Origin of the sequence: Actinomyces respiraculi (assembly GCF_014595995.2) — a bacterium.
GTDB lineage: Bacteria > Actinomycetota > Actinomycetes > Actinomycetales > Actinomycetaceae > Actinomyces > Actinomyces respiraculi.
Map to the genome: position 1 here is coordinate 922,659 of NZ_CP063989.1, position 23,036 is coordinate 945,694.

General features: G+C 62.1%; 17 protein-coding genes and 2 pseudogenes. 3 read left to right on the forward strand and 16 right to left on the reverse strand.

What is annotated here, in order from left to right:
- Window positions 1–9 precede the first annotated feature (9 nt).
- Entirely contained in the window at window positions 10–3,759 is a 3,750-nt protein-coding gene (locus ID810_RS03775; RefSeq protein ID WP_166855692.1) for a CDP-glycerol glycerophosphotransferase family protein, read from the forward strand.
- Between the two features lie 35 nt (window positions 3,760–3,794).
- Window positions 3,795–4,772: a glycosyltransferase family 2 protein gene (locus ID810_RS03780; RefSeq protein ID WP_166855690.1), complete on the forward strand. Its 978-nt coding sequence runs from the start codon at window positions 3,795–3,797 to the stop codon at window positions 4,770–4,772.
- A 259-nt stretch (window positions 4,773–5,031) separates the two neighbouring features.
- Here the strand turns inward: ID810_RS03780 and ID810_RS03785 are convergent, their stop codons facing one another.
- Both ID810_RS03785 and ID810_RS03790 read right to left on the reverse strand, forming a co-directional pair.
- Window positions 5,032–5,706, reverse strand: coding sequence for an IS3 family transposase (locus tag ID810_RS03785; RefSeq protein ID WP_342355788.1), 675 nt, complete (start codon window positions 5,704–5,706; stop codon window positions 5,032–5,034).
- A gap of 271 nt (window positions 5,707–5,977) precedes the next feature.
- Complete coding sequence (locus tag ID810_RS03790) at window positions 5,978–6,193, reverse strand: transposase (RefSeq protein ID WP_166855686.1); 216 nt, start codon at window positions 6,191–6,193, stop codon at window positions 5,978–5,980.
- Between the two features lie 138 nt (window positions 6,194–6,331).
- On the opposite strand from ID810_RS03790, the pseudogene ID810_RS12790 reads away from it, so the two are divergent.
- Window positions 6,332–6,463, forward strand: a pseudogene (locus ID810_RS12790) (hypothetical protein); the annotation flags it as partial.
- 501 nt (window positions 6,464–6,964) lie between these two features.
- Here the strand turns inward: ID810_RS12790 and ID810_RS03800 are convergent.
- The 14 genes and pseudogenes from ID810_RS03800 to ID810_RS03860 form a co-directional block, all read right to left on the reverse strand.
- Entirely contained in the window at window positions 6,965–7,897 is a 933-nt protein-coding gene (locus ID810_RS03800) for an ABC transporter ATP-binding protein (protein WP_166855677.1), read from the reverse strand.
- Complete coding sequence (locus tag ID810_RS03805) at window positions 7,881–8,792, reverse strand: ABC transporter permease (protein WP_166855675.1); 912 nt, start codon at window positions 8,790–8,792, stop codon at window positions 7,881–7,883. Before ID810_RS03805 ends, ID810_RS03800 begins: the two co-directional genes overlap by 17 nt.
- Entirely contained in the window at window positions 8,789–10,054 is a 1,266-nt protein-coding gene (locus ID810_RS03810; RefSeq protein WP_279586931.1) for a glycosyltransferase, read from the reverse strand. Before ID810_RS03810 ends, ID810_RS03805 begins: the two co-directional genes overlap by 4 nt.
- 436 nt (window positions 10,055–10,490) lie before the next feature.
- The gene (locus ID810_RS12400) at window positions 10,491–11,072 is read right to left on the reverse strand and encodes a glycosyltransferase (protein ID WP_243856557.1); all 582 of its coding nucleotides are present in this window, start codon (window positions 11,070–11,072) and stop codon (window positions 10,491–10,493) included.
- Between the two features lie 33 nt (window positions 11,073–11,105).
- A pseudogene (locus ID810_RS12405) lies at window positions 11,106–11,756 on the reverse strand (glycosyltransferase); the annotation flags it as partial.
- A 4-nt stretch (window positions 11,757–11,760) separates the two neighbouring features.
- Complete coding sequence (locus tag ID810_RS03820; protein ID WP_166855671.1) at window positions 11,761–12,801, reverse strand: MraY family glycosyltransferase; 1,041 nt, start codon at window positions 12,799–12,801, stop codon at window positions 11,761–11,763.
- Window positions 12,798–14,699, reverse strand: coding sequence for a polysaccharide biosynthesis protein (locus ID810_RS03825; RefSeq protein ID WP_166855669.1), 1,902 nt, complete (start codon window positions 14,697–14,699; stop codon window positions 12,798–12,800). The genes ID810_RS03820 and ID810_RS03825 overlap by 4 nt, the downstream gene beginning before the upstream one ends.
- 237 nt (window positions 14,700–14,936) lie before the next feature.
- Window positions 14,937–15,842: an ABC transporter ATP-binding protein gene (locus ID810_RS03830; protein ID WP_166855668.1), complete on the reverse strand. Its 906-nt coding sequence runs from the start codon at window positions 15,840–15,842 to the stop codon at window positions 14,937–14,939.
- Window positions 15,826–16,731 carry an ABC transporter permease gene (locus ID810_RS03835; protein ID WP_166855666.1) on the reverse strand — a complete coding sequence of 302 codons (906 nt, stop codon included), beginning with the start codon at window positions 16,729–16,731 and terminating at the stop codon, window positions 15,826–15,828. Before ID810_RS03835 ends, ID810_RS03830 begins: the two co-directional genes overlap by 17 nt.
- Window positions 16,728–18,446, reverse strand: a complete 1,719-nt coding sequence (locus tag ID810_RS03840; RefSeq protein WP_243856550.1) for a glycosyltransferase — start codon at window positions 18,444–18,446, stop codon at window positions 16,728–16,730. The genes ID810_RS03835 and ID810_RS03840 overlap by 4 nt, the downstream gene beginning before the upstream one ends.
- Window positions 18,439–19,686 carry a glycosyltransferase family 4 protein gene (locus tag ID810_RS03845; RefSeq protein WP_166855662.1) on the reverse strand — a complete coding sequence of 416 codons (1,248 nt, stop codon included), beginning with the start codon at window positions 19,684–19,686 and terminating at the stop codon, window positions 18,439–18,441. Before ID810_RS03845 ends, ID810_RS03840 begins: the two co-directional genes overlap by 8 nt.
- Window positions 19,683–20,759: an MraY family glycosyltransferase gene (locus ID810_RS03850; RefSeq protein WP_243856548.1), complete on the reverse strand. Its 1,077-nt coding sequence runs from the start codon at window positions 20,757–20,759 to the stop codon at window positions 19,683–19,685. The genes ID810_RS03845 and ID810_RS03850 overlap by 4 nt, the downstream gene beginning before the upstream one ends.
- Window positions 20,732–22,606 carry a polysaccharide biosynthesis protein gene (locus tag ID810_RS03855; protein ID WP_166855660.1) on the reverse strand — a complete coding sequence of 625 codons (1,875 nt, stop codon included), beginning with the start codon at window positions 22,604–22,606 and terminating at the stop codon, window positions 20,732–20,734. Before ID810_RS03855 ends, ID810_RS03850 begins: the two co-directional genes overlap by 28 nt.
- Complete coding sequence (locus ID810_RS03860; protein ID WP_235931487.1) at window positions 22,603–22,908, reverse strand: hypothetical protein; 306 nt, start codon at window positions 22,906–22,908, stop codon at window positions 22,603–22,605. The genes ID810_RS03855 and ID810_RS03860 overlap by 4 nt, the downstream gene beginning before the upstream one ends.
- Between the last annotated feature and the right edge of the window lie 128 nt (window positions 22,909–23,036).

Sequence of the window (23,036 nt, forward strand, 5' to 3'; positions counted from 1 at the left end):
TGCAGGATGATGGATAGTAGTAGCCTAAAGCAAATAGTTGTTAGGCGAGTAAAGAAGTTAATCGGTAAAGAAGGACCGGACTTCACTGAGGTAGACCAGAAGTATCGCGAAGGAGATTGGCGGCAGGCCATCAATTTTGCGCAGGAGATAGTGGCCAAGTATCCGAACTCTGCAGATGCGCGTTATAAACTCGCGATGGTGCTCGTGCGCTCTGGCCAGTTGCGTCGAGCGGAGGTCGAATTTAATCGAGCGATCGACCTTGGTGCGGGTAGTTCTCTCACGGAGAAAATAGAACGTGCACGTCAATCTATCCTGGAAAAAGAGCGCCTGTGGCGAGACGAGGTCTCGGAAAGATTGTCGGCAAGCAAGGTGGTTCTTCAAGAGGCTCCACCCTCAAGATTCGCCTTCGACATCACGAACGTCCCACTCCCAAACTGGTATCGCGCTGCTGCTTTAGAAGGATTGATTCTCGAAAGCACCGAAAGTCGAAATAAGTACATTGAGCTCATGTGTGAAATCGGCAAAGTCGACCGGGTATATGATATCGTCGAACGCGTCGGAGGGCTCAGCTCTCTTTCAGAGGATACTCTTGTAGCTATTGGCAGGAGTCTTCTGCCGCAAGAGTATCGGGAGAGACTCGTTGATCTACTTAAGGTACTCAACAGCAAGCGGCCTCAACAGAGACGTCAGGATGAGTACTCCTTTAGGTACTCGCATGGAGACATTGGTGGCGCGTTCAATGTGGCAGAGAGACTCGCGCAAGAGACAGATGCATCCAACCCTTCATGGAATCGTGCTCGCGTATCGTCGCTAAAACTAGGCAACTATGGCCAAGCTGAATGGTATGCTGCGGGCCAGCTCCTTGAGTCTCCAACCTACGCGCATCACTTTGCCCTCGCATTAGCAGCTGAGCTTAGCGGCGACTACGAGACTGCGCGAGAGCAGTATAGGAAGTGTGTTGCTAGACAAAAGGACGCGAAGAGCCTGGCGGCACAGCGGCTTGCGGTCGTGCTCAACCGCAGATTTGGCGATGCCCGTGGTGCATTGAAGGAACTGGAGCCATTCTGGAGGGAGTTCGACGCAGATCAGGGCCTACGGATCTCTCTCGGGCTGCCAGAACTGGAACGGGGCATGCACGATTCTGTTGTGCCGGAGAGCGTGGGAATTGGCTCCAACGCGATCCGGCTCGCGCAAAACTCGTTAGGCCGGAGCCAACAGTCTAAGTATTTAGAAGCCGTAACTGAACAGGCGCTTGCTTCCTCTGATAGGGAAGGTGCCATGCGAGCGCTCTGGCAAATGATATTCTCTATGGAACACCATGATGCGAAAGTGTTCTATAGGCTTGGGTATCTTGCAGCAGTGTCTGGAAGAATGGAGCTAGCGGCATCTATATTCGAAATATCCCTTGCGATACCTTCGGCGCATGCCGTGTCCGTCAAGAAGGTCGAGTCGCGACGTGAACAGGTTTGGCGATATCTTGAAGTGCGTGAGATCATGCCGATCCATCCGTCTACCTTCCTCTGGGAGGCACACTTTGGTAATCGTGTAGATTGCAACCCGTATGCGATGTGGCGGGAAATGTCGCACCGCCCCGAAATGGGCGATGCTATACATATCATTGTCGCTAACGATGCATGTTCGATACCGGATGACGTTTTGGCTGATCCGCGGACTGTTGTTACAACTCGAGAATCTGAAGGTTACTGGCATTCGCTCGCAATGGCCGAGTATCTCGTAAACAATGCGTCATTCTCGTTTGAGTACATGCGTCGCGACGGACAGGTTTATGCAAATACTTGGCACGGTACGCCTCTCAAGTACCTTGGGCGGGACGATCGGGACTCAGTGCTCGATTACGGAAACGTGTCTAGAAATTTAATCCACGCTTCCGATCTGTTTATGCCGAACTTGTTTACATTGAAGGTGATGACTCGCCACTATGATTGTGACAAGCTACTCGGGGCGGACTGTACAGTGACTGGATATCCGCGGAATGACGTTCTTGTCCATTCTGCTGATCGAGGTGTAAGCGGTCTTCGTCGTCGCTTGGGGCTACCGGATGACGGAAAACCTATCGTGCTATACGCACCGACGTGGCGCGGGAACTCAAAAGAACAGAGGTTCGATACAGATAGATTGATCGAAGACCTGCGAAAGCTCGGGAAATCTGATAGGTATCATCTTATATTCAGGGGACATCCTCTGTCTCTTGCGGTCTTTGCGGAGCATAGCTTGCCCGGCTGCATTCCCGATCCTGCAATTTCAACCTATGACTTGCTGAATCTGGCCGACATCGTAATTACGGACTACTCTTCTCTTGGGGTTGACTTTCTCGCAGTTGGACGCCCAATTATTTATTATGTGTATGACTACGAAGAATACTCCACTGATCGTGGACTGTATTTTGACCTAGACGAATTTCCTGGGAGAGTTGTTAGCACTTTAAATGAGCTTCTCGAAACGCTGACTGAATTCCTTACTCAGCCGGATAGTTTGTGTTTTGAAATGGAAGGCTGGAGACGTCAATTTGCTGGCATGGATGATGGACATGCCTCCGCCCGATGCAACGACCTGTTGATCGGGAAGAAGGATCGGAGAGTCGTTCCGCCACCAGCGACAGGGAAGAAACGTTTGCTGGTGCATAGCGCACTGTCTGATGTTGACCGATCGCGCGCTTGCATACAGGCACTGAATTCGGTTGATTTTGATAGATGGGAAGTTACGCTCACTTTTGACCGGCTACATCTTATCAGTGACGAAACGTTAAAGGATCTGCTTATTGATCTTGATCCTGAGATACGCGTACTGCCTCGAAAGGGAGGTGTTGTAGCGAAGTTCGAAGAGTCTCAGGCGATTGATATCCTATATTCCATGGGTAGATTCCCTTCGAAATCTCTGCACAAGATGTTTAGTTTGGCCATGCGTCGCGAGGCCCAGCGGCTCTTTGCATCAGCAACATTTGACGTTGTGATCGAGTGGGGCGACCTGACTACGGTTTGGACTGGTCTGTTGGGCTACGGGGTAGATACGACAAGGAGGATCTTAATTTGTGACCGCGACTTGGTTGCGGAATTAGACGGTCCATCAGGACAACTACGACGTGTTCTGCCTCTCCTTGATGGCTTTGATGAGGTTCTGGTTCCGCGTGCTGGACTGACTGATATCGCTCCCACGAAGGAGTTTCGTGAGGTTCTTGTGTCTCGTCGCATCACCTCATTGGATTCAAACGCGCTGACTCTGTCACATAGTGTAGGAGCTCCTGGGGTGTATGTCGGCCAGGTTGACGAAGCATTGGATCTTGATTTCATCGTTAAGGCCTTTGGTCAAGCCAATGGGGGATCTGCCGACACCAGCTTCGTGATACGCGGTTCTGGCCCGGGAATCCATATTGTCCGCGACAGATTCGGAGACGCGAACTCCGATCGCCTTATTTTTGAGCAATGCGCAGATCCGCGTTGGGTGCAGCCGTTGCTCGCGGGATTCTATTTTGATTGCCGCAAGTATGGTCCGGTCTCTATGGGGCTCCTTGATTCGTTGGCAGTCGGCATTCCTGTCGCGGCACTAATGCGACCTGGTTTGGATACTGCGCTTCTGGAGACTGCAGGCGTAAAGATTGTTGCGTCAATAGATGAATTGCGTAGGTGGATTGATTCCCTCAAGGTAATTTCCAGTGACTCGATACGAAAGGGGAGGCCGGAATTGCTGTGCATGAGCTTGGATGACGTCCTTAATGCGAATTACTGTCAAGTTGACGTGTGAGACGGGTACGTTAGAAAGCAAAGGAGATAGTAGGTATGAACGACCTGTCATTGTCTGTTGTCGTCCCGGCATATAACGTTGAAGAGTACTTGGAGCAATGCGTAAAATCAGTGCTCCAATCCAAGTATCCACTTAAGGAGGTGATAATTGTAGATGACGGATCGACCGACGGAACTGGCAAGTTGGCTGACGAGCTCAAGGTGAGAAGCAGGATATTAAGGGTAGTTCACCAATCGAATGCTGGTTTAGGTGCAGCGAGAAATAGGGGACTCGAGCTTGCTTCGGGTGATTACGTGGCGTTTGTTGACTCTGATGATGAAGTTCCACCCGGAGCATACTCGGCGCTCATGCATAGTGTGCTTATGACCGGTTCTCCTTACGCAGTTGGCGCCGTAGAACGGTTCGACTCACAGAAGGTTTGGCAACCCTGGTTTGTTTCCGAGGTTCACGCAACCGCTCGTCCTAGGTGTGATGCATTTCAATTTCCACCCATCGTTTGGAACGTATTTGCTTGGAGTAAGGTATTTCGCCGCGAAGATTTTGTTAAGGAAATTGGCGGATTTCCGGAGGGGGTGCTATATGAGGACCAGGAGGTCAGTCTACAGATGTATTTACGGACGAACAGCACGGACGTTGTGCCTGATATAGTTTATCGCTGGCGGCAGAGAGAGGACGGTTCGTCTATCACGCAGAATAAGAATAGCGTTTCGGACCTCCGGGAAAGATTAGCGGTCGCCGTGCGTTCGTCAGATATTGTTAGGTCGGCCGGGTCGGTAACCCTGTCAGAATATTGGTATCGAAAATGGTTGGGAGAGGACCTATGGTGGTATTTTAGAGTTGTTCCCTTAGCTGATCGGCAATTTTGGGACGCTCTGCGCGAGGCTGTCAGGTTCTTTGTAGCTCGCGCGCCAGTTGCATCGGTAGAAGGCTTAGTGATAAAACGTCGCGATTTGATTCACCTTTGTTTGGCTGGTGATTACAATGGCTTCGTAGCTAGGCTGAATCAAGGCTAGTGGTGAGTTGGGATAGCTCCTCTTGCAGTGTTTTGTGGTGTGGTTCACGATGATAGTTGGCGTGTTGTTGCGGATCGCTGCCAGCCATGTCGTTCCCAGGTACAGGGGTTAGAATCGTTTGATGGCTGTGGAATGTTAGAGGATCGAATGGTGAACAGGCTATGGGGTGTGCCGTGGGACTTCGCGAGCGGCTGCTGGCATAGTTTGGAGGACTGGTCTGCCATAGGTTTTGTGGACAGTGATGAAAATCATGTTTGATTTAGGCTGTTGTCTGGTTGCTGTACCATTCATTGTGGACTTTGTTCGGGGTTTTGTAGCCCAGTGTTGAATGGAGTCTGGTTTGATTGTAACAGGTTTCTATCCAGTGTGTCACATCCTTGATTGCTTTGTCGCGGGTGGGGTAGATTTTCCGGTTGACTAGTTCTTTCTTCAGGGCGGCGTTGAAGGATTGAGCGGCGGCGTTGTCGTAACAGCTTCCCGTGCGTCCCAGTGATGGCTGGATGCCGTGTCGGGCCATGGCTTGAGCGTATTCTTCTGAGGTGTACTGGGATCCTTTGTCGGAATGGAAGATCGTGTGACCGGGTTCGGTCGGGCAGTTGCGTGTGGCCATGTCGAGGGCTTGAGTGATCAAACTGGTGCGCATGTGGGACGCGATGGCGTATCCGATGATCTTGCGTGAGTAGCAGTCCATCACCGTGGCCAGGTAGGCATGTCCGTCCCAGGTGGGGATGCAGGTGATGTCACCGACCCACTTGTGTCCTGGTGCCTGGGCAGTGAAGTCCCGCTGGACCAGGTCAAGACGCGTCTGGATGCCCGTGGCCAGGATCGTGGTGCGGGGACGGGACTGGCAGGCCACCAGTCCTTCCTGGAGCATGATCTTGCGGACCAGCTCCGGCCCCACCTCGATGCCGTTGCGGACCAGGATCGCGTGGATCCTGCGCTACCCGTAGGCCTGTTGTGACTGGTCGAAGAAGTGCCGGATCAGCACGATGAGTTCGTCTCGTCGTTTCTGCTGCTCGGAGAGTCCCCGACACCGCCACGCGTAGTAGCCCGACCTGGACACATCAGCCCATCTGCACATCAGGTACACCGGGTAATTGCCTTCTTCGCGATGAAGGCAGACGTACTTGAGGCTACCGGGACTCCCAGGCGAAGAAGGCCGCTGCTATTTTCAGGAACTCGATCTCCATCTGGGCTTCCCGCAATTAGACCTTGACCTTCCTCAATCCCGCCACCTCGGCAGAAGTGAGTTCTTCTCCACTGCTGCCTGGATGAGTCCTGCACCACTTGTTCACCCAGCTCCCCGCAGTCTGGGGAACCAGCCCGTACGCTTTCGCGACCTCACTAACCGGACGCAACTTCTCGATCACCTCCACCACGATCTGTTCCTTGAACTCACCGCTGTACCTTGATCCTGCCATAACACCGATTTTACCTCACCTGCTCGAAATGAATCAGAATCTTCATCGGTGCCCACAAAACGCGTAGCAGTCCAAACAGCCTCTACAAGGGCCGAGCTCATCCATTCCAAGCGCCTTTGGTAGTCCGTCGAGGCCCGCGAGCTGGCCACGATGAGCTGGATACACTGGTGGAACACCACCCGCCAGCACCAATCCCTTGCCTACCGCACGCCCACACAGGTCGAAGCGGCCTACACTCACCACCAGGACCCCGCGCCCGTTGCGCCCTAACCACGGAACAAAACCCAGGGCGCTTCAGTGTGATCTGGTTTAATGCGCTGGGCGGTCACGGACGGCCCGAGACGATCCAGACGGCAGAACGTATCCAAACAGGGTGGGGTAACGTTTCGCATAAGGCCCCTTGGGTTTTCAGATGAGGCGTAGACGCCTTCATCCTGCCAACCCCAGGGCCCCTCCGCATCCCACGGCCCCAGGACGAGATCCCATTTCCCGAGTCAGCCGCCGTTCAAACACGGCCCACCACTCCACTGCCTTCTGTGAAGAGCCACTAAAACTGTGCAAGTCGGGTTCAAAGCACTAAGCCGCTACGCCATGCCACGAATAATCCCCATCAAGACACCAGAACCCAAAAAGTGGGACGAGTCAGGTGTGAGGCCCCGGTCAGGTGTGTATACGATGAGGTCGAGCATGGTCTCGACGACCCACTGCCGGGTGAAGACCTCACCGTATTCGGTTTTGGTCAAGGCCTCAGCACTCACCCAAACCGGCTCTTCAGAGTTGAGTGTGGGCGTGGCGAAGAGTGACGGCACGCGGGAGGGGAGGCTGGAAATCTGGGGGAGTAGGGGACCACTTTTCACGATACTCAGCCAGCAGGTCATCCGCTTTGCTGTGCTCCTCCTTCGCAATATTCCAAGACCACCAACGATAATCATGGGCAATCTCCGGGCCCGGGCCATCACCAATAAGCTCCCCGTCCATCAACCACAAAGCCCGAGAACACAACTCCTCAATCACCTGAGCAGCATGGTTAACAATAAACACAGTACCGGCATTCTCACGCAACTTAGTCATCGCACGTTCAGAGCGCTCCTTGAACGCAGCATCACCAGTACTAAGAGCCTCATCGATCAAGAGAATGTCCGGACGGGCTGCAGCAGCAATAGCAAAACGAAGACGAGAAGCCATACCAGAAGAATAGGTTTTCATAGGGCGGTAAATAGCCTTACCTATACCAGCCAACTCAAGTACATCAGGCAAAACCTCCTCAGTCTCCCGTTTGCTCAAACCCATAGCCAAGCAGCCCAGCCTCACGTTACGCTCACCAGGCAGATCTGGCACCAGTGCTGCGTTCACACCAAGCAGCACAGGGTTGGAACGAGCCTGCACACTGCCAGAACGAGGCGTCTCCAAGCCCGCAATGACACGTAGCAGCGTGGACTTACCCGAACCATTGCGCCCCAGAATCCCGATCGACTCACCCGAGCGAGCAACAAAGGAGACTCCCCTTAGCGCATCAACCGTAACCTTAGGCCGCTGACCGATAGCACGCAGCAGCACTCTCCGGGCGAATGGAAGAGATCGCATATCGGCTGCGTCAGTCGATGCAACGCGATAACGCACCTTAATATTACGCGCAACTACGGTAGCTGACCCACGCGCCGGAGCCTGAGCCGTGGAGACAGAGCCTTCAGTGCTCAACGCCATACGCCTCCTCCTTCTGCCAGAAGAACACAAAACCTACAACTGACAGTCCAACCGACCATGCAAGGAGTAAAATCCATGACCGCGTGTCAGGCGTCCTGTTGTAGAGCATGCAGTTGCGGTACATAGTGAGGATGAGGTAACCGGGATTCAGATCCATTGCCTTGAGTACGGCAGGGTGATCAACAAAACGTTCATAAGAGAAGAACACGCCACTACCGAAGTACCAGAACTGCGTCAAGAACGGCCAGATGTTGCGCAAATCAGGGATCAACGTAGTGATTCTGGAAGATATAAACACCAGTCCCAGGCAGAACAACTGTTGAATCATGAATATTGGGAACACGAGAAGCCAACGCCAGGAGAGTATCGCATGGGGTGGCAAAACCAATACGAGGATGGAGATTGCGGCGAGTGGCGGTAATGAGTCTAGACCTGTGCGTATCACATAGGAAACTGGCAGTGAGGCTCTAGGGAAAGAGAAACCACGAATGAGGTTGCGTCCATTGGTGAGCACCTGCGATCCGCCATTAACCGCCCGCTGTATCGGCGGGAACATGGTTACGCCGATAATTAGGTATCCGATGAAATTGTCGATACCGCGACTGGTCTGAAGCAGTAGCCCAAACATGATGTAGAACACCATGGCGTTGAGCATCGGCTGAGCCACCAGCCAGACGTTCCCCAGCACAGTGCCACGCTGAGAACCCAGAGCGCGGGCTCGCCCATCCGCCCAGATAAAATGTCTACGGCGCCAGAGTTCGCGGGTGTACGCTCCCAGAGGAGGCCGCTTGCCCACGGGCCTCAAGGCATTGAGCTCGAAGGGGCTGACCGTGTGAGGGCGAGTTATTCCGGCAGTATCCAGCCAGGCGGTACTGTGGGAGGTGTCCGTACTCATCTCAGCTCCTCATACAGCTGGGCATAGGTTTGACCATGCTGCCCCCACGTTGGAACTACGGCAGAAACCTGCCGGTTCTGCACGCTCTCCATCCAGGAGGCAATCGTGTAACTCAATGACTCAGAATCTCCCGCTGGGAACCTCAATTCATCCGCTGCGAAGGTGACCTCCACCAAGGCAGGTAGGTCTGAGGCTATCACCGGCCGCCCCAGCCCCATGGCTGCAAGCGGCTTGATCGGTGTAACCATGCGGCAGACCTCAGTATCCAAGCGAGGCACACAGAACACATCCAATGCCTGATACCAGTTCAATGAGTCCCCAGGAGGAACCCTACCCGGCAGGACACACACCTGCTCACCCAGCCCCAAATCAGCGGCCAACGCCACCAAAGAGGCCCGGCTCACGCCGTCGCCAACCAGCAGGCAGCGCACATCCAGACCCATCCTCCTACAGCGAGCCACCGCCCGCAGTAGCACCTCAAAACCCTCATAAGGCACCAGAGAGGACACACTGCCCACCCAGGTCCCCTCCTCAGGCAAGCCCAGGCGCCGCCGGGCCTCAGCTGGGCGGAGCCGCTCAGCCTCCAGCACCGCATCCTCCACCGCATTGGGCACCACCCACACCTTTGCTGCAGGCACCCCACGACTAACCAGATCAGCCTTCTGCACCTGCGACAGGGCAACGACCGCATCAGCCTGGAGGGCCATCTCAGTCTCCTTAGCCCGCAACCGTCGGAAACGCTCCGACGCGCGAGCCCGCTCCTGTTGCCCCACAGGCCGGGAAGCAACCCAAGTCAACTCCAGCACCCCACGCATCTCATAAACCCAAGGCAGCCCATAAGACTCTGCCACCGCCCGCACCACCAAGGCGTTCTGGTAGTTGGTGGTGGTGTGCAGCACGTCAGGACGAAACGCTTCAACCTCCCGGGCCAGCAGCCGGGACATCTGCACCAGCCGGGCCACCGGCGTCGGGGCAAGGCGCGCAGGCAGCAAATGCCGGTACTCAATACCATCCACCACATCCCGGACTGAAGCGCCAACCAGCCCCACAGTCACCGGATAGCCGATACGAGTAACCGCCCGCACCCCCACCCCGGACTCCCGGGTGCTGCGCAGCACCGCGTGAGAACGCACCGCATACCCGGACTGTGTGTGGGGGAAAGAGTTAGTCAACACGTGCAGCACACGCGTCGGCCCCTTGGCTGACGGGCCAGCCCAAGCAGGCGACGGTGACAGCAACGGCAGCCGGAAACCAGGGGACATCGCGGCCAGCTCAGAACGCAGCCGGGCCCGCTGGTGGCGAGCACCAGAAGCACCCTCCAACACAGCCACGGCACCACTCAGGTCACCTTGAGCCCACAGCTCACGCGCCCTAACAGCCACAGACGACTGCCCACCAGGGGGGAGCCCCACACCCAACTGCACAGCCAGCTCAGCGGCAAGGTCACGGCCAAGCCGAGAACGCGGCTGCGCGGAGGCCAGCGCCTGCCGGGCCGGACCCGGACGGTCAGCCAAGAACTCCGCCAACGCCCCCCGCACGGCACCGCCCTGCGCGCCCACCCCAACCGCAGCAGCAAGCCGACCCCTGATGGAGGACGGCAGCCTCCGAGACGCCTGCACCGCCAGCAGCAGCGGATCCTCAGACAGATGACGCCAAGCCGTGTCCGCCAGCAGAGACACATTCTTGACCAGCTGCAGATCAGCCACGGGCCACCTCCTGGAGCAGCGCCTCGTAACGAGAAACCATCACCTCTGGAGAAGCATGCGCCGCCAGCCAGCGGCCAGCACCCAAGACCCGCAGGCGGGACCGGTCCCGCGCCAGAACGCTCCACAAAGCCGCCAAGGCGGCCGGATCCTGCGGGGGCACGACGCTACCGCCCCCAGAATCACTAATCACCTGCGCGGCCTCACCAGCCACCGCCCCACTAACGTGCCGCCCCACCCCCAGGACCTCATAAAGCTTAGAAGGCACAGTCAGCCCCATAGCAGGCCAATCCTGCAAAGAAACCAACACAGAATCCGCCCAGGTGTAATGGGCAGCAACCTGCGAAGCAGGGACCGGGGGCAGCACCTCCACCGGGGCCGCCAACCGCTCAGCCTCAGCCTGTACCGCCGCCAGCTCGGCACCATCACCCACAACACGCAGCAATATGGGTGTGCCCGCGTCCTGCGCCAGCCGGGCCGCCCTGACCGCGCTCACCAGGCCCTGCGCCCGCCCCACCGTACCCAGGTAGAGCACCCGGAGCCGCGAATCCACCTTGTCCACCTGCACGGGCGGCACAGGCGCCACCGCAGCGGCAGTATTGCGGATGGTTACGACACGCCCCACCCCCCGCTGCCCCAGCACCGCAGCAAAAGAATCCGTGGTAGTGACCACAGCGCTAGCACGACGCTGCCAAGCACTCACCACCACAGACGTCACCCTCCGGGCAGCCGCCGACAACGGGGCACTCAAGCCAGCTCCGCCCCCCTGGGCGGCAGCCCCGCTCCACTGGCTAGCAGAGTCCAGAATGTCGGGCCAGGCGTCACGCAGCTCCGCCACCACCGGGCAGTGCAATGCAGCCCCAAGCGCCAAAGCCACCGGCAGCGTAGGCAGCCCCGGCACCGAACCAATGATCACGTCAGGGCGCATGCCCCCACGGAAACGAGCCAGACCAATTCGCAGCGCATCAACTGCCGCCACAGCCTGATCCAGGCCACGGCCACCTAACCCTGCGTCATAAGGGCGGAAAGCCGTGCGGTGCACCAACGCACCAGCAGCATCCCGGCGCGCTGCCCCAGGAGCCAGCCAAGCGGCGTCATCCAACAGCACACCCACCGGGTAATGGGGGGCAGGCGTCAGCACCGCCAACTCGTGCCCCCGCTCAACCAGACCTTGAGCCAGCCACTGCCACCGCCGCTGCGGGGCCCCAACCTCAGGGGCCCAGTAATGGCACAGGACCAGAATCCTCAAAGGCGACGCCACCCACTCACCTCAAACCACGCGCTTTATGGAATGGGCTGGGAGCCCCAATCATCGCGGGCACCCGCCCATACACCAGCAGCACAACCGCCATCAGCGCCACAGGCAGCAAGGACAACTCACCATCACGCAGATCCCAGAACGCAACCGCCGAGCACAGGCCCGCCACCAATGACACCAATAGGGCAACACCCCAGTGGGGCCAACCGGACGTAACAAGCCTCTGATACACGTGCAGCTTGTGCGGCTCATACCACCGCTGCCCTGCGCGCACCCGCATCCACAAGGTGTAACCCGTGTCCACCACCAGAACCAGCAACGGTGCTACTGCGGCATTGGCCGGTACACCCTCCAACAAGCATAAGCTGGCACAAAAGGACCAGGCGCCCCCAAGCGCGTAGGAGCCAGTGTCGCCCAGGAATACTCTCGCCTTCAAAGCATTGAACGGCAAAAATCCCAAACAAGCACCAGCCACCGGCACCATCAGCAAACCCAAACCAGGAAGCGGCACCGTCAAGGACACCACCGCAAACCAGATTGCAGTCACCACGCCATGTCCGGCAGTCAGCCCATTCGCGCCGTCCATGAAATTCGTGACATTCACCAAGGCGGCCGTGCACGCCGCAATGCCCAAAGCCAACCACAACGGTGCCCCAGCCTTAAGACACACGGCGATCCCCATCAGCAAGCCGATCCCAAGCTGCGCCTGGAACCGCACCAAAGACGGCAATGAGTAGAGGTCCTCCAGGGCACCGAGCACGGCAAACGCCAAAATCGTTGCCAACCCAATCGCTACGACGGCGAACCGCTCCCAAAAGTTTGCAAAGCCTCCCTGGGTCCACGCTGCAGCAGGTGCCACCACTACCGCCAGTACGGACGCCAAAGTAACCGCGATACCGCCACCGCGAGGCACCGGAACACTATGCAGTGAACGGTCAACTGGCACGTCAACGATCTGTGCCCGGCGGAGCAGCGGAATCAGAACAGCGCAGAACAATGCGCTCAAAACCGCGGCCGCGCACAGGCCGAGCACCAGCGCCCTAATCACTTCCGCGCCCCAGCCTGGGAGGTGTCCTCCATCCACCTGTGCACTAGCGCACCGTGCTGGCCCCACTCAGTCTGCTCGCGCAACCCAACGATGTCTTGCAACACCTGCTGCCCAAGCGGAGGAACCTTGGTCTGCGCCACCAGCGGATGGTACGGCCGCTCGTCCTGCTCGCCAACGCCGAACAGCGTCTCAGCCAGCTTCTCACCAGGGCGCATACGGGTATAAACCACCTCCGCATCAGGGTAACCAAGCAGCAGCGCAAACCTTCTGGCGATGTCTTCGATCTTATGGGCCTTGCCCATGTCTAGAACCAACACCTCACCAGAATGCCCTAACACACCGGCCTGAAGCACCAACTGACACGCCTCATCCACACTCATGAAAAACCGCTCCATCTTCGGGTCGGTGATCGTCATGGGCAGGCCACGCTCCAGTTGGGACGCGAAGGTCAACAGCGCGGAGCCACGCGACCCAAGGACATTGCCAAACCGCACCGAGATGAACCTCCGATCCGGATCGAGCGAAAGCCCTACTGTTGAGGTCAGGCGCTCAGCCAAGCGCTTCGAGTAGCCCAGCACGCACTCAGGATCAGCCGCCTTATCCGTGGAGATGTTGATGAAACGCTGCACACCATGTGCCGCAGCCGCCAGCAACAGGTCCCTGGTGGCGGCCACATTTGTCAGGAATGCCTCCTCCGGGAAACGCTCCGTCAGCGTCAGGTGCTTGAGCGCCGCCGCGTGAAACACGATTCTCGGCTGGTACTCCTCCATCAGCGCATCAATCAGCCCCGGCGTACGCAAGTCACCCAACACCAGGTCGGGGGAGTCCAACATGCCCTCGCCGTCAAGAGCCAGCTGGACTGAGTGCAACGCCGACTCATCCCGGTCCACCATGATCAGGCGTGCGGGGGAATACTTGGCGATCTCCTTGCACAACTGGGAGCCAATGGAGCCGCCAGCACCGGTGACCAGCACGCGCTCACCCGTGAGATAGCCGCAAATGGCAGTCACATCCGTCTCGATGGCACGCCGCCCTAGAAGATCGGAGATCTCCAAGGGACGGAAGACCTGTGTGCTGCGGATCAGTGAGGAGCGGGAACCTAGGCCAGGGAAGCGGTCCACGATCTCCTCGGGAGACGGCATGACCCGGACCTCCAGGCCCAGAGCGCGGGCTCTGCGCACCATCTGGTCAACCTGTTCGGCCGACGCTGACGGTACCGCCAGCAGGACCAGGTCAGCTTTCGTCTCAGCGGCCACCCGCTCCAAGGAATTCCACGGCCCAAGAACTCGCACACCAGACACGCGCAAGTGCCGCTTACGCGGGTCATCGTCCAAGAACGCAACTGGCTGGAACGTGGAGGAACGATCCTCCAACATCAAACTGACGGCCTGTGTGCCACCGAAGCCAGCCCCCAGAACAATGGTGCGCCGCGCCCGGACCCCCTGAGGGCGGTGGCGCAGCTCCACTAACCGCACAAACACCCAGCGGGAAGCAAAGTGCAAGGTCAAGGCTACCGCTCCAGCGTAGAAGCACACCTGGGCTGGTAGCAGCACCGTGCCAAGCAGCGCAGCCAGGATCATCAATGCTGAAGTCACCAGCGCGTCAGCACCCATGATCAGCGGGTACTCGTCAACCGAGGCAAACCGTGCCCGGCCGCGCAGCACAAAAGTATACAGCGCCAGGTGCAGCCCGACCGCAAGGGCGATGCTCAACGCCAGGGACAGTGGCAGCCAGCCATGATTGGCATGCGCCAGCGCCTCCGCGTTCAGCCCAGCGACCAGCACCAGGGACACCGCCCACATGACGGAGTCCAGCAGCGGAATCGTGCCGTGAGGCAGGTGTAGGCGCGAGCCGCCGACGTCTGTAGCAGCCCAAGCCCTCTTGGCTGCGGGATTCATAGGTGCCCCATCTCCCGGGCCCACCGGGACTTGGCCAGACGCAACCAGCGGGCCCGGTGCCACCGCTGCATCACCGCCGTCATCGCAGTCCCGGCGGCAGCCGCCGTCCAAGGGACCAGCGTGATGCCCGCACCAAACTCAAGGCCCAAGATAGCCAGGATGCTTCAAGCCCGAGCACGTCGGTGTCGGCGATACGTCAGGTCCGGCCCCGTTGACACCCTCATCGCGAACGGCCCTTCACCGAGCGTGTCGTTGCGGGGAGGCGTACGTGCCCGGCTCCGCGATGACGGGTGCGTACGGAGCCCATTTCTCCCGGCAGTTGGCGAGGATCTCGTCGGCCTTGTCGAACTCGTCCTTGGCGACGTTCCATGACCACCACCGGTAGTCGTGGGCGATCTCGGGCCCCGGACCGTCGCCGATGAGCACACCGTCCATCATCCAGATGGCCCGCGAGCACATCTCCTCAATCACCTGGGCGGCGTGGCTGACGATGAACACCGTGCCCGCAGCAGCACGCAGCTGGTTCATCTTCCGCTCACTGCGTTCCTTGAAGGCGGCGTCGCCGGTGCCCAGGGCCTCGTCAATGAGCAGGATGTCCGGGTTCACTGCAGCAGCGATGGCAAAACGCAGCCTCGACGCCATCCCAGACGAGTACGTCTTCATCGGCCGGTAGATGGCCTTGCCGATGCCCGCGAGCTCGACGATCTCAGGCAGAACGGCACGCGCCTGAGCGCGCGTGAGCCCCATGGCGAGGCAGCCCAGGAGGACGTTGCGCTCACCAGGAAGTTCCGGCACCAGCGCCGCGTCGACACCCAGGAGCACCGGGTTGGAGCGTGCCACCACGCTGCCGGACAACGGCGTCTCCAGCCCCGCAATGATGCGCAGCAGCGTTGACTTGCCTGAGCCGTTGCGCCCAAGGATACCGATCGACTCGCCGGCACGAGCCACGAAGGACACCCCCTTGAGCGCGTCCACGGTGACCTTCGGGCGCTGACCCGTCGCATGCAGGTACAGACGCTCCGAGCGGGAGACCGCACGCAAGTCCGCGATGTCCGTCGAGGGCACGCGGTATCTCACACGCACGTTCTGGACCACAACGGTCGGGTCCGAGGCCATGGACCCGGGATCAGCGCTCGGCGCCATAGGACTCCTCCTTCACCCAGAAGAACACGAAGCCGGTGACGAGCATCCCCAGGCTCCACATCAACAGGATCGTCCACGAGCGCGAGTCGGGCACGGTCGCGTACAAGATGCAGTCCCGGTACATCGTGAGGATGAGGTAGCCGGGGTTCCAGTCCATGAAGGCCAGTACCACAGGGTGGTCGATGAACCGCTCGTAGGAGAAGAAGACGCCCGAGCCGTAGAACCAGAACTGGGTGAGGAACGGCCAGATGTTGCGCATATCCGGCAACAGGGTCGTGATACGAGCCACGACAAAGGTGAGCCCCAGGCTGAAGAGGAACTGCAGGATGAAGATCGGGATGATGAGCAGCCATCTCCACGTCGGCCACGCATGTGGGGGCGTCACCGCGACAAGGATCAGCACGGCGATCAACGACGGCAGGGTGTCGATCGCGCTGCGCAGCGTGTAGGCCACCGGCAGCACCGCACGCGGGAATGTGAAGCCGCGGATCATGCGCCGACCATTGTGAATCACCTGCGCGCCGCCAGTCACGGCCCGCTGCAGCGCGGGGAAGAGCGTGACACCGATGATGAGATAACCGATGAAATTCTCGATACCGCGTGACGTCTGCAGCAGCACGCCGAAGATGACGAAGAAGACCAGGGCGTCCAACATCGGCTTGGCGATGAGCCACACGTTGCCGAGCATCGTGCCACGCTGCGAGCCCAGCGCACGAGCGCGTGCGTCCGCCCAGATGAAGTGCCGACGCTGCCACAGCCGCGCCAGGTAGACCGGCAGCGACGGGCGCGTGCCCACGGGGGAGAGGGCTGCCAGCTGGCGCTCCGTCACGGTCTGCGAGCTCCAGGCGCCGACTCGCTCCAGCCATGCAGGGAACGATCCCTCGCTCATCTCAGCTCCTCGTACAGGGCGGCGTTGATCTGACCGTTGCGACTCCACCGTGGAAGGTCATTGTGCCCGTGGGGGCGCGTGCTGTCCGTACGGCGTGCCGCTCCCGCGAGCACCGACGCCAGCGCGGCGGCGTCACCCGGCTCGAAGCACTCACCATCCGAGTACGCCGCGACCTCTCGCAAGGCCGGAAGATCCGACACCACCACAGGCCGCCCCAACGCCATCGCGGTCAGCGGCTTCATCGGCGTCACGGACCGGCACACCGGGGTGTCCCGGCGCGGTACGCAGAACACGTCGAGTGCCTGGTACCAGGCAACCGCCTCCTGCGGCGGCACCCGCCCGGGCAGCACGCACACGTCCTCGCCGAGACCCAGCGCGGCCGCTCGAGCCTCCAGAGCCGGCCGGCTCACCCCGTCACCCACGAGGAGACAACGGAGGTCGACGCCCTCGGCCCGGCAGCGCGCCACCGCTTCCAGCAGCACGTCAAAGCCCTCGTAGTCCACGAGCGAGGAGACGCTGCCCGCCCAGTACCCGTCAGCAGGCAGACCGAGGTGAGCGCGCGCAGCTGCCGGCTTCAGCGCCGACACCTCGACAACCTCGTCCTCCACAGCATTGGGGACCACTGTGATCCGCCGCGCGGGCACGCCCCGCTCCACCAGGTCCTCCTTCTGCACCTGCGACAGAACGACGACCGCGTCCGCCGCCAGCGCCATCTCCGTCTCCTTCGCGCGCAGCAGCCGGAAGCGCTGTGAGCTCAGCGCCTCCTTCTGCTTCTCCTGCGGGCGCGAGGCCACCCACGTCTGCTCTAGCACCCCGCGCATCTCGTACACCCACGGCAGCCCGAAGCCCTCGGCGACAGCCTGCGTGACCAGTGCGTTGTGGAAGTCCGTCGTCGTGTGCAGCACGTCGGGGCGCAGTTCCTCGACCTGGCGTGCCACCAGCTGCGTCATCTGCACGAGCCTGGCCGCCGGGGTGGGCGCCAGGCGCCCCGGCAGGAGCCGGTGGTACTCGATACCGTCGACGACGTCGACCCCGCGCGCGCTCACGAGACCCACGGTCACCGGGTAGCCCACGCGCGTGAGCGCACGTACCTCGACACCCGCCTGGAGCTGCGCGCGCAGCAGCGCGTGCGAACGGACCGCGTAGCCCGACTGCGTGCGCGGCAGGGAGTTCGTCAGCACGTGCAGCACCCGTGGGTGTGCCCCCGCCGTCGGCCCCGCCCACGTGGGAGAGGGCGAGGGGACCGGAAGACGGAACCCCGGGCTCATGAGTGCCAGCTCTCCGCGCAGACGCGCCCGCTGAGCACGCGCCTGGACGACGCCGTCGAGCAACGTGAGCGCCGCGGACGCGTGTCCACGCGACCACAGCTCCCGGGCCCGCACCTGCACGGGCAGGTCATCCGCGTAGGCGAGCGCCACGTCACCCAGCTGCACCGCGAGCTCAGCGGCCAGCCGCCTGCCCACGTCCGAGGCCGGGGCGGAACCTGCCAGCGAGAGGCGCGACTGCTCGCGCCGGTCCACCAGGAACTCGGACAGAGCCCGGCGAACCGAGGTCGGCGCCGCACCCGCCCCCACGAGACGGGCCACACCCCCGCGTGCCCCACGGGGCAGACGACGCGCCGACTGCACCGCCAGCAACAGCGGGTCCTCTAACAGGTGTCGCAGCGCCGTGTCCACCAACAGGGACACATTGCGCACCAGTTGCAGGTCAGGCACCCGCCACCTCCTTAAGCAGGCACTCATACCGACCTACCAGGGTCTCCTCGCGCACATGCGCGTCAAGCCAGTCGTGCGCCCCGGCCGTCGTCAGCCGCCCCCGGTCGGCAGCCAGCTCGCCCCACAGGGCCGCCAGAGCCGCCGGGTCCTGCGGTGCAACGACGTCGCCGCCCAGGCTGTGACGAATGATCGACGCCGCCTCCCCGGCGACCGCGCCACTGACATGACGGCCGGTCCCAAGAACCTCATACAGCTTCGAAGGGACCGTCAGCCCCATCGCCGACCAGTCCTCAAGGGACACGAGGACCGAGTCCGCCCACGCGTAGTGCTCAGCCACCTCATGGGCCGCCACCGGCGGCCACAGCTCAACCGGCGCTCCCAGACGCAGCGCCTCGGCGCGCACCTGCTCCACCTGCGCGCCGTCGCCCACAATCCTCAAGGTCACCCGGGTGCCCGCCCTGGCCGCCAGGGCCGCTGCCCGTACCGCACTGACCAGACCCTGGGCCCGGCCCACCGTGCCCAGGTACAGCACATGCAGGGCGCCGTCGTGGCGGGCCAGAGGCACCTGGGGCAGGTGCCAGTCCTGCGAGAGCGCCGCGTTACGCACCGTCACCACGCGCCGTGCCCCGCGTCGGCGAAGCACCTGCGCGAAGGACTCCGTCGTCGTCACCACCGCGTCGGCGCTGCGCTCCAGCGTAGTCACGGCCGGTGGCAGCAGCGTCGTCAGGGCGGAGACGGCCATGCGGCGAACCCTCGGAGCAGTGGCGCCGTCGGCCCATGAGGAGGCGGAGGTGAGGATGTCCGGCCACGCGTCGCGCAGCTCCGCCACCACCGGCCGGCGCAGCGCCCGGCCCACAGCCAGGGCGGCCGGCAACGTGGGCAGCCCCGGGACAGAGCCGACGACGACGTCCGGGCGGTGCGGCCCGTAAAACCTCTCGAGCCCCGCGCGCAACGCGCTCGCCGCCGCCACCGCCTGGTCGACGCCGCGCCCTCCCAGGCCGGAGTCATACGGGTGGAAAGCGGTGCGGTGCACCATAGCGCCGGAGGCGTCGCGGTGGATCGCACCCGCGGCCAGGCGGGGGTCGTCATCCAGCACACGGCCCGCCGGGTAGTGCGGCGCAGGAGTCAGCACAGCCAGATCGTGACCACGCTCCACCAGCCCCTGGGCAAGCCACTGCCACCGCTTCTGCGGTGCCCCCACCTCCGGAGCCCAGTAGTGCGACAGCAGCAGGATCCTCACCGCGACACCCCCGCAGGGGTGGGGCGGAACGGGTCCTCGCCGCCCAGCCACAGCGGCAGGCGCAGGTACGCCAGCAGCAGCGACGCCATGGCCACCCACCCCAGAGCCTGCACGTTCATCGTGAGGGCACCCCATGCGAGCAGCGAGCAGGCTGCCGCCACCGCGGACACGAGGCCGGCCACTGCCCAGTGAGGCCACCCCAGCGCGACCAGACGCTGGTAGACGTGCAGCCTGTGAGGCTCGTACCACCGCTGCCCCGCACGCACACGCATGAACAGAGTGAAGCCGGTGTCCGCCACCAGCACCAGCAAGGGCGCGACCGAGACCGATGCGGGGACTGCGGAGGCCAGGCTCATCGTCGCGGCAAAGGACCAGGCCGCACCGAGCGCGTAGGAGCCACAGTCACCGAGGAAGAGTCGTGCGCGGGGGACGTTGAAGGGCAGGAAACCTGCGGCGGCACCCGCCACCGTCACCAGGACCAGCCCCAGCCCGGGGACCGGGTGCGCCACGGAGACCAGGACGAACCAGGATCCCGTCACGACGGCGTGTCCTGCGGCGAGGCCGTTCGCACCGTCCATGAAGTTCGTGACGTTGACCAGGCCGGCCGCGCACCCCGCCACAATGAGGGACCACCACAGGTGTGCGCCCGTCACCCACGTGACCCCCAGCCCCATGAGAAGGCCCAATCCGATCTGAAGGCACAGGCGAGCCGATGGCGGCAGGGAGAACAGGTCCTCTGCCAGGCCGACGAGGGTCATGGCCAGGATGAAGAGCACACAGAGCGTGACGGTCTCGATGCGCGCCATGAGAAGGACCGGGCCCTGTGAGCCTGCCGTGAGCACCAACGTCACCGCCGTCGCCGCCACGGCGCCCAACACCAGTGCCACGCCGGCGCCCCTGGGCGTCGGACGATGGTGCAGGGAACGATGCCCGGGGACGTCCACCACCCCCGCGCGGCGCAGGACAGGCGTCAGTAGCGCGGTCAGTGCCGCACTGGCCGCGGCAGCGATGACGAAGCCCACCACGAGCACGGTCCACCACACGGTCATGCCGTCGCCGCCGTCTCCATCCACCGGCGCACCAGGGCGCCGTGCTGTCCCCACTGCGTGCGCTCACGCAGCTGCGCGATCGTCTCCAACGCGTCCATGGGGACCGCGGGGACCAGGGCGTGGGAGATGAGGGGGTGGCTGGGCCGCACGTCCTCCTCACCCACTCCGAAGAGGCTCTCGGTGATCTTCTCGCCCGGACGGACACGGGTGTACACGACCTCGACGTCCGGATACCCCGACAGGGCGGCGAAGCGGCGGGCGATCTCCTCGATGTTGTGAGGCTCGCCCATGTCCAGGATGAGGACCTCTCCGGAGCGTCCCAAGACCCCCGCCTGAAGCACCAGCTGGCAGGCCTCGTCCACGCTCATGAAGAAGCGTTCCATCGCCGGGTCTGTGACGGTCAGAGGCAGTCCCCGCTCCAGCTGTGAGGCGAAGGTGAACAGGGCCGAACCGCGCGACCCCAGGACGTTGCCGAAGCGCACCGAGATGAACCGGCTCTCAGGCCCCAGTGACCGGCCAACCGTCGCCGTCAGGCGCTCAGCCATCCTCTTGGAGTATCCGAGCACGCACCCCGGGTCGGCTGCCTTGTCCGTCGAGATGTTGATGAACCGGCTCACCCCGTGGCGGGCCGCCGCCACCAGCAGGTCCCGCGTCGCCGCCACGTTGGTGAGGAAGGCCTCCTCCGGAAAGCGCTCCGTGAGGGTCAGGTGCTTGAGCGCCGCGGCATGGAAGACGATCGTCGGCCGGTTCTCCTCGAACAGCGCGTCGATAAAGCCTGGTGTGCGCAAGTCCCCGAGGATGAGGTCCGGGGAGTCGAGCATCGCCTCGCCGTCGAGAGACAACTGGACCGCGTGGAGGGCGGACTCATCGCGGTCCACCATGATGAGGCGCGCCGGCTCGTACTGGGCGATCGCACGGCACAGCTGCGAGCCGATCGAGCCGCCCGCACCTGTGACGAGCACGTGCTCGCCGGTGAGGTAGGCACCGATGGCGTCGATATCCGTGTCGATCGCACGACGCCCGAGCAGGTCCCCGATCTCCAGGGGGCGGAAGACGCTCGACGACTCGATCCGCGCGGCCTCCGGCCGGTGCGAGGGGCTGCGCCCCACGAGCTCCTCAGTCGACGGCATGACCCGGATCTCCAGGCCCGCGTCGTGGGCCCGCGCCACGACCGCGTCCACCTGCTCCGGCCGTGCGGACGGTACCGCCAGCAGGACGAGGTCCGCCCGCGTCTCCTTGGCCACCTGGGCCAGCGCTGACCACGGGCCCAGCACGCGCACGCCGCTGACCCGCAGGCGACGCTTGGCGGGATCGTCGTCCAGGATCGCGACCGGGGTGAAGGAGGCCTCCTTGTCCTGCTGCATCAGGCTGATCGCCTGCGTGCCGCCGTATCCCGCCCCCAGGATGATCGTGCGCCGTGAGCGACGCCCGGTGGGGCGGCGTGTCCACGCCACGACCGCCTGGAAGGCCCATCGAGAGGCCAGGTGCAGTGTGAGCGCCACCGCGCCGCAGACCATGGCCGTGCCCACGGAGATCATCCACGGCTGGAAGCCCGCCGCGACCGTCACCAGAGTCGCCGCGATGACAATGTCCGTCACCAGGATCTGGGGGAACTCGTCCATGGTGGCGAAACGGGCCCGTCCCCTGAGGAACAGCAGCCACCCGAGCACTTGCAGCGCGATAACGATGCCAATCGCGACCACCGTTCCCAGGCCACGAGGCGCGCCGTCGCCGTCGTGACTGAGCCACACGACCAGGATGATCGCCAGCGCCCACATCGCGCAGTCGAGTGTCGGGATCGTCCCGTGGGGCAGGTGCAGGCGAGAGCCCCCGATGTCGGTCGTCGGCCAGGACGAGCGGTGCGTGCTCATACCCCGTACACCTCCAACCGGGCCAGTGCGACGGCCTTGCGCTGCCAGCGACGGCGCCGCCACCACTGGTCGCCGATGGCCAGGAGGGAGCCCGCCAGGACTGCGCTCCACGGCAGCAGACGGATGTGCCCCACCGTGTCCAGCAGGACCAGGCTGAGCGCGTACCCCAGGCCGGCCGCACTCGCATGGCGCATGACTCGGGTGCTCGACCAGGGCCAGTAGCGCCGTGTCACGAGCCTGGCCGTCAGCTGCACGAGCAGCGCGTACGCGACCGCGGCAGCGATGAGCCTGGGGTAGATCACGTGGTCCGTTGAGAGGAGCGTGCGTGCCAGCGTCGCCGCGAACAGCCACCACGCCCACGACAACGCGTCCAGACGAAATGCGTGGGCGGGCCGCGGAAGGTGGCGGAGAACGGGCGACGACGTCACCG

Bases quoted from the DNA above. Each gene is read 5' to 3' on its own strand.
- ID810_RS03775 (WP_166855692.1), top strand. From the start codon at position 10: ATGGATAGTAGTAGCCTAAAGCAAATAGTTGTTAGGCGAGTAAAGAAG.
- ID810_RS03780 (WP_166855690.1), top strand. From the start codon at position 3,795: ATGAACGACCTGTCATTGTCTGTTGTCGTCCCGGCATATAACGTTGAA.
- ID810_RS03790 (WP_166855686.1), bottom strand. From the start codon at position 6,193: ATGGCAGGATCAAGGTACAGCGGTGAGTTCAAGGAACAGATCGTGGTG.
- ID810_RS03800 (WP_166855677.1), bottom strand. From the start codon at position 7,897: ATGGCGTTGAGCACTGAAGGCTCTGTCTCCACGGCTCAGGCTCCGGCG.
- ID810_RS03805 (WP_166855675.1), bottom strand. From the start codon at position 8,792: ATGAGTACGGACACCTCCCACAGTACCGCCTGGCTGGATACTGCCGGA.
- ID810_RS03810 (WP_279586931.1), bottom strand. From the start codon at position 10,054: ATGTCCCCTGGTTTCCGGCTGCCGTTGCTGTCACCGTCGCCTGCTTGG.
- ID810_RS03825 (WP_166855669.1), bottom strand. From the start codon at position 14,699: ATGAATCCCGCAGCCAAGAGGGCTTGGGCTGCTACAGACGTCGGCGGC.
- ID810_RS03830 (WP_166855668.1), bottom strand. From the start codon at position 15,842: ATGGCGCCGAGCGCTGATCCCGGGTCCATGGCCTCGGACCCGACCGTT.
- ID810_RS03835 (WP_166855666.1), bottom strand. From the start codon at position 16,731: ATGAGCGAGGGATCGTTCCCTGCATGGCTGGAGCGAGTCGGCGCCTGG.
- ID810_RS03855 (WP_166855660.1), bottom strand. From the start codon at position 22,606: ATGAGCACGCACCGCTCGTCCTGGCCGACGACCGACATCGGGGGCTCT.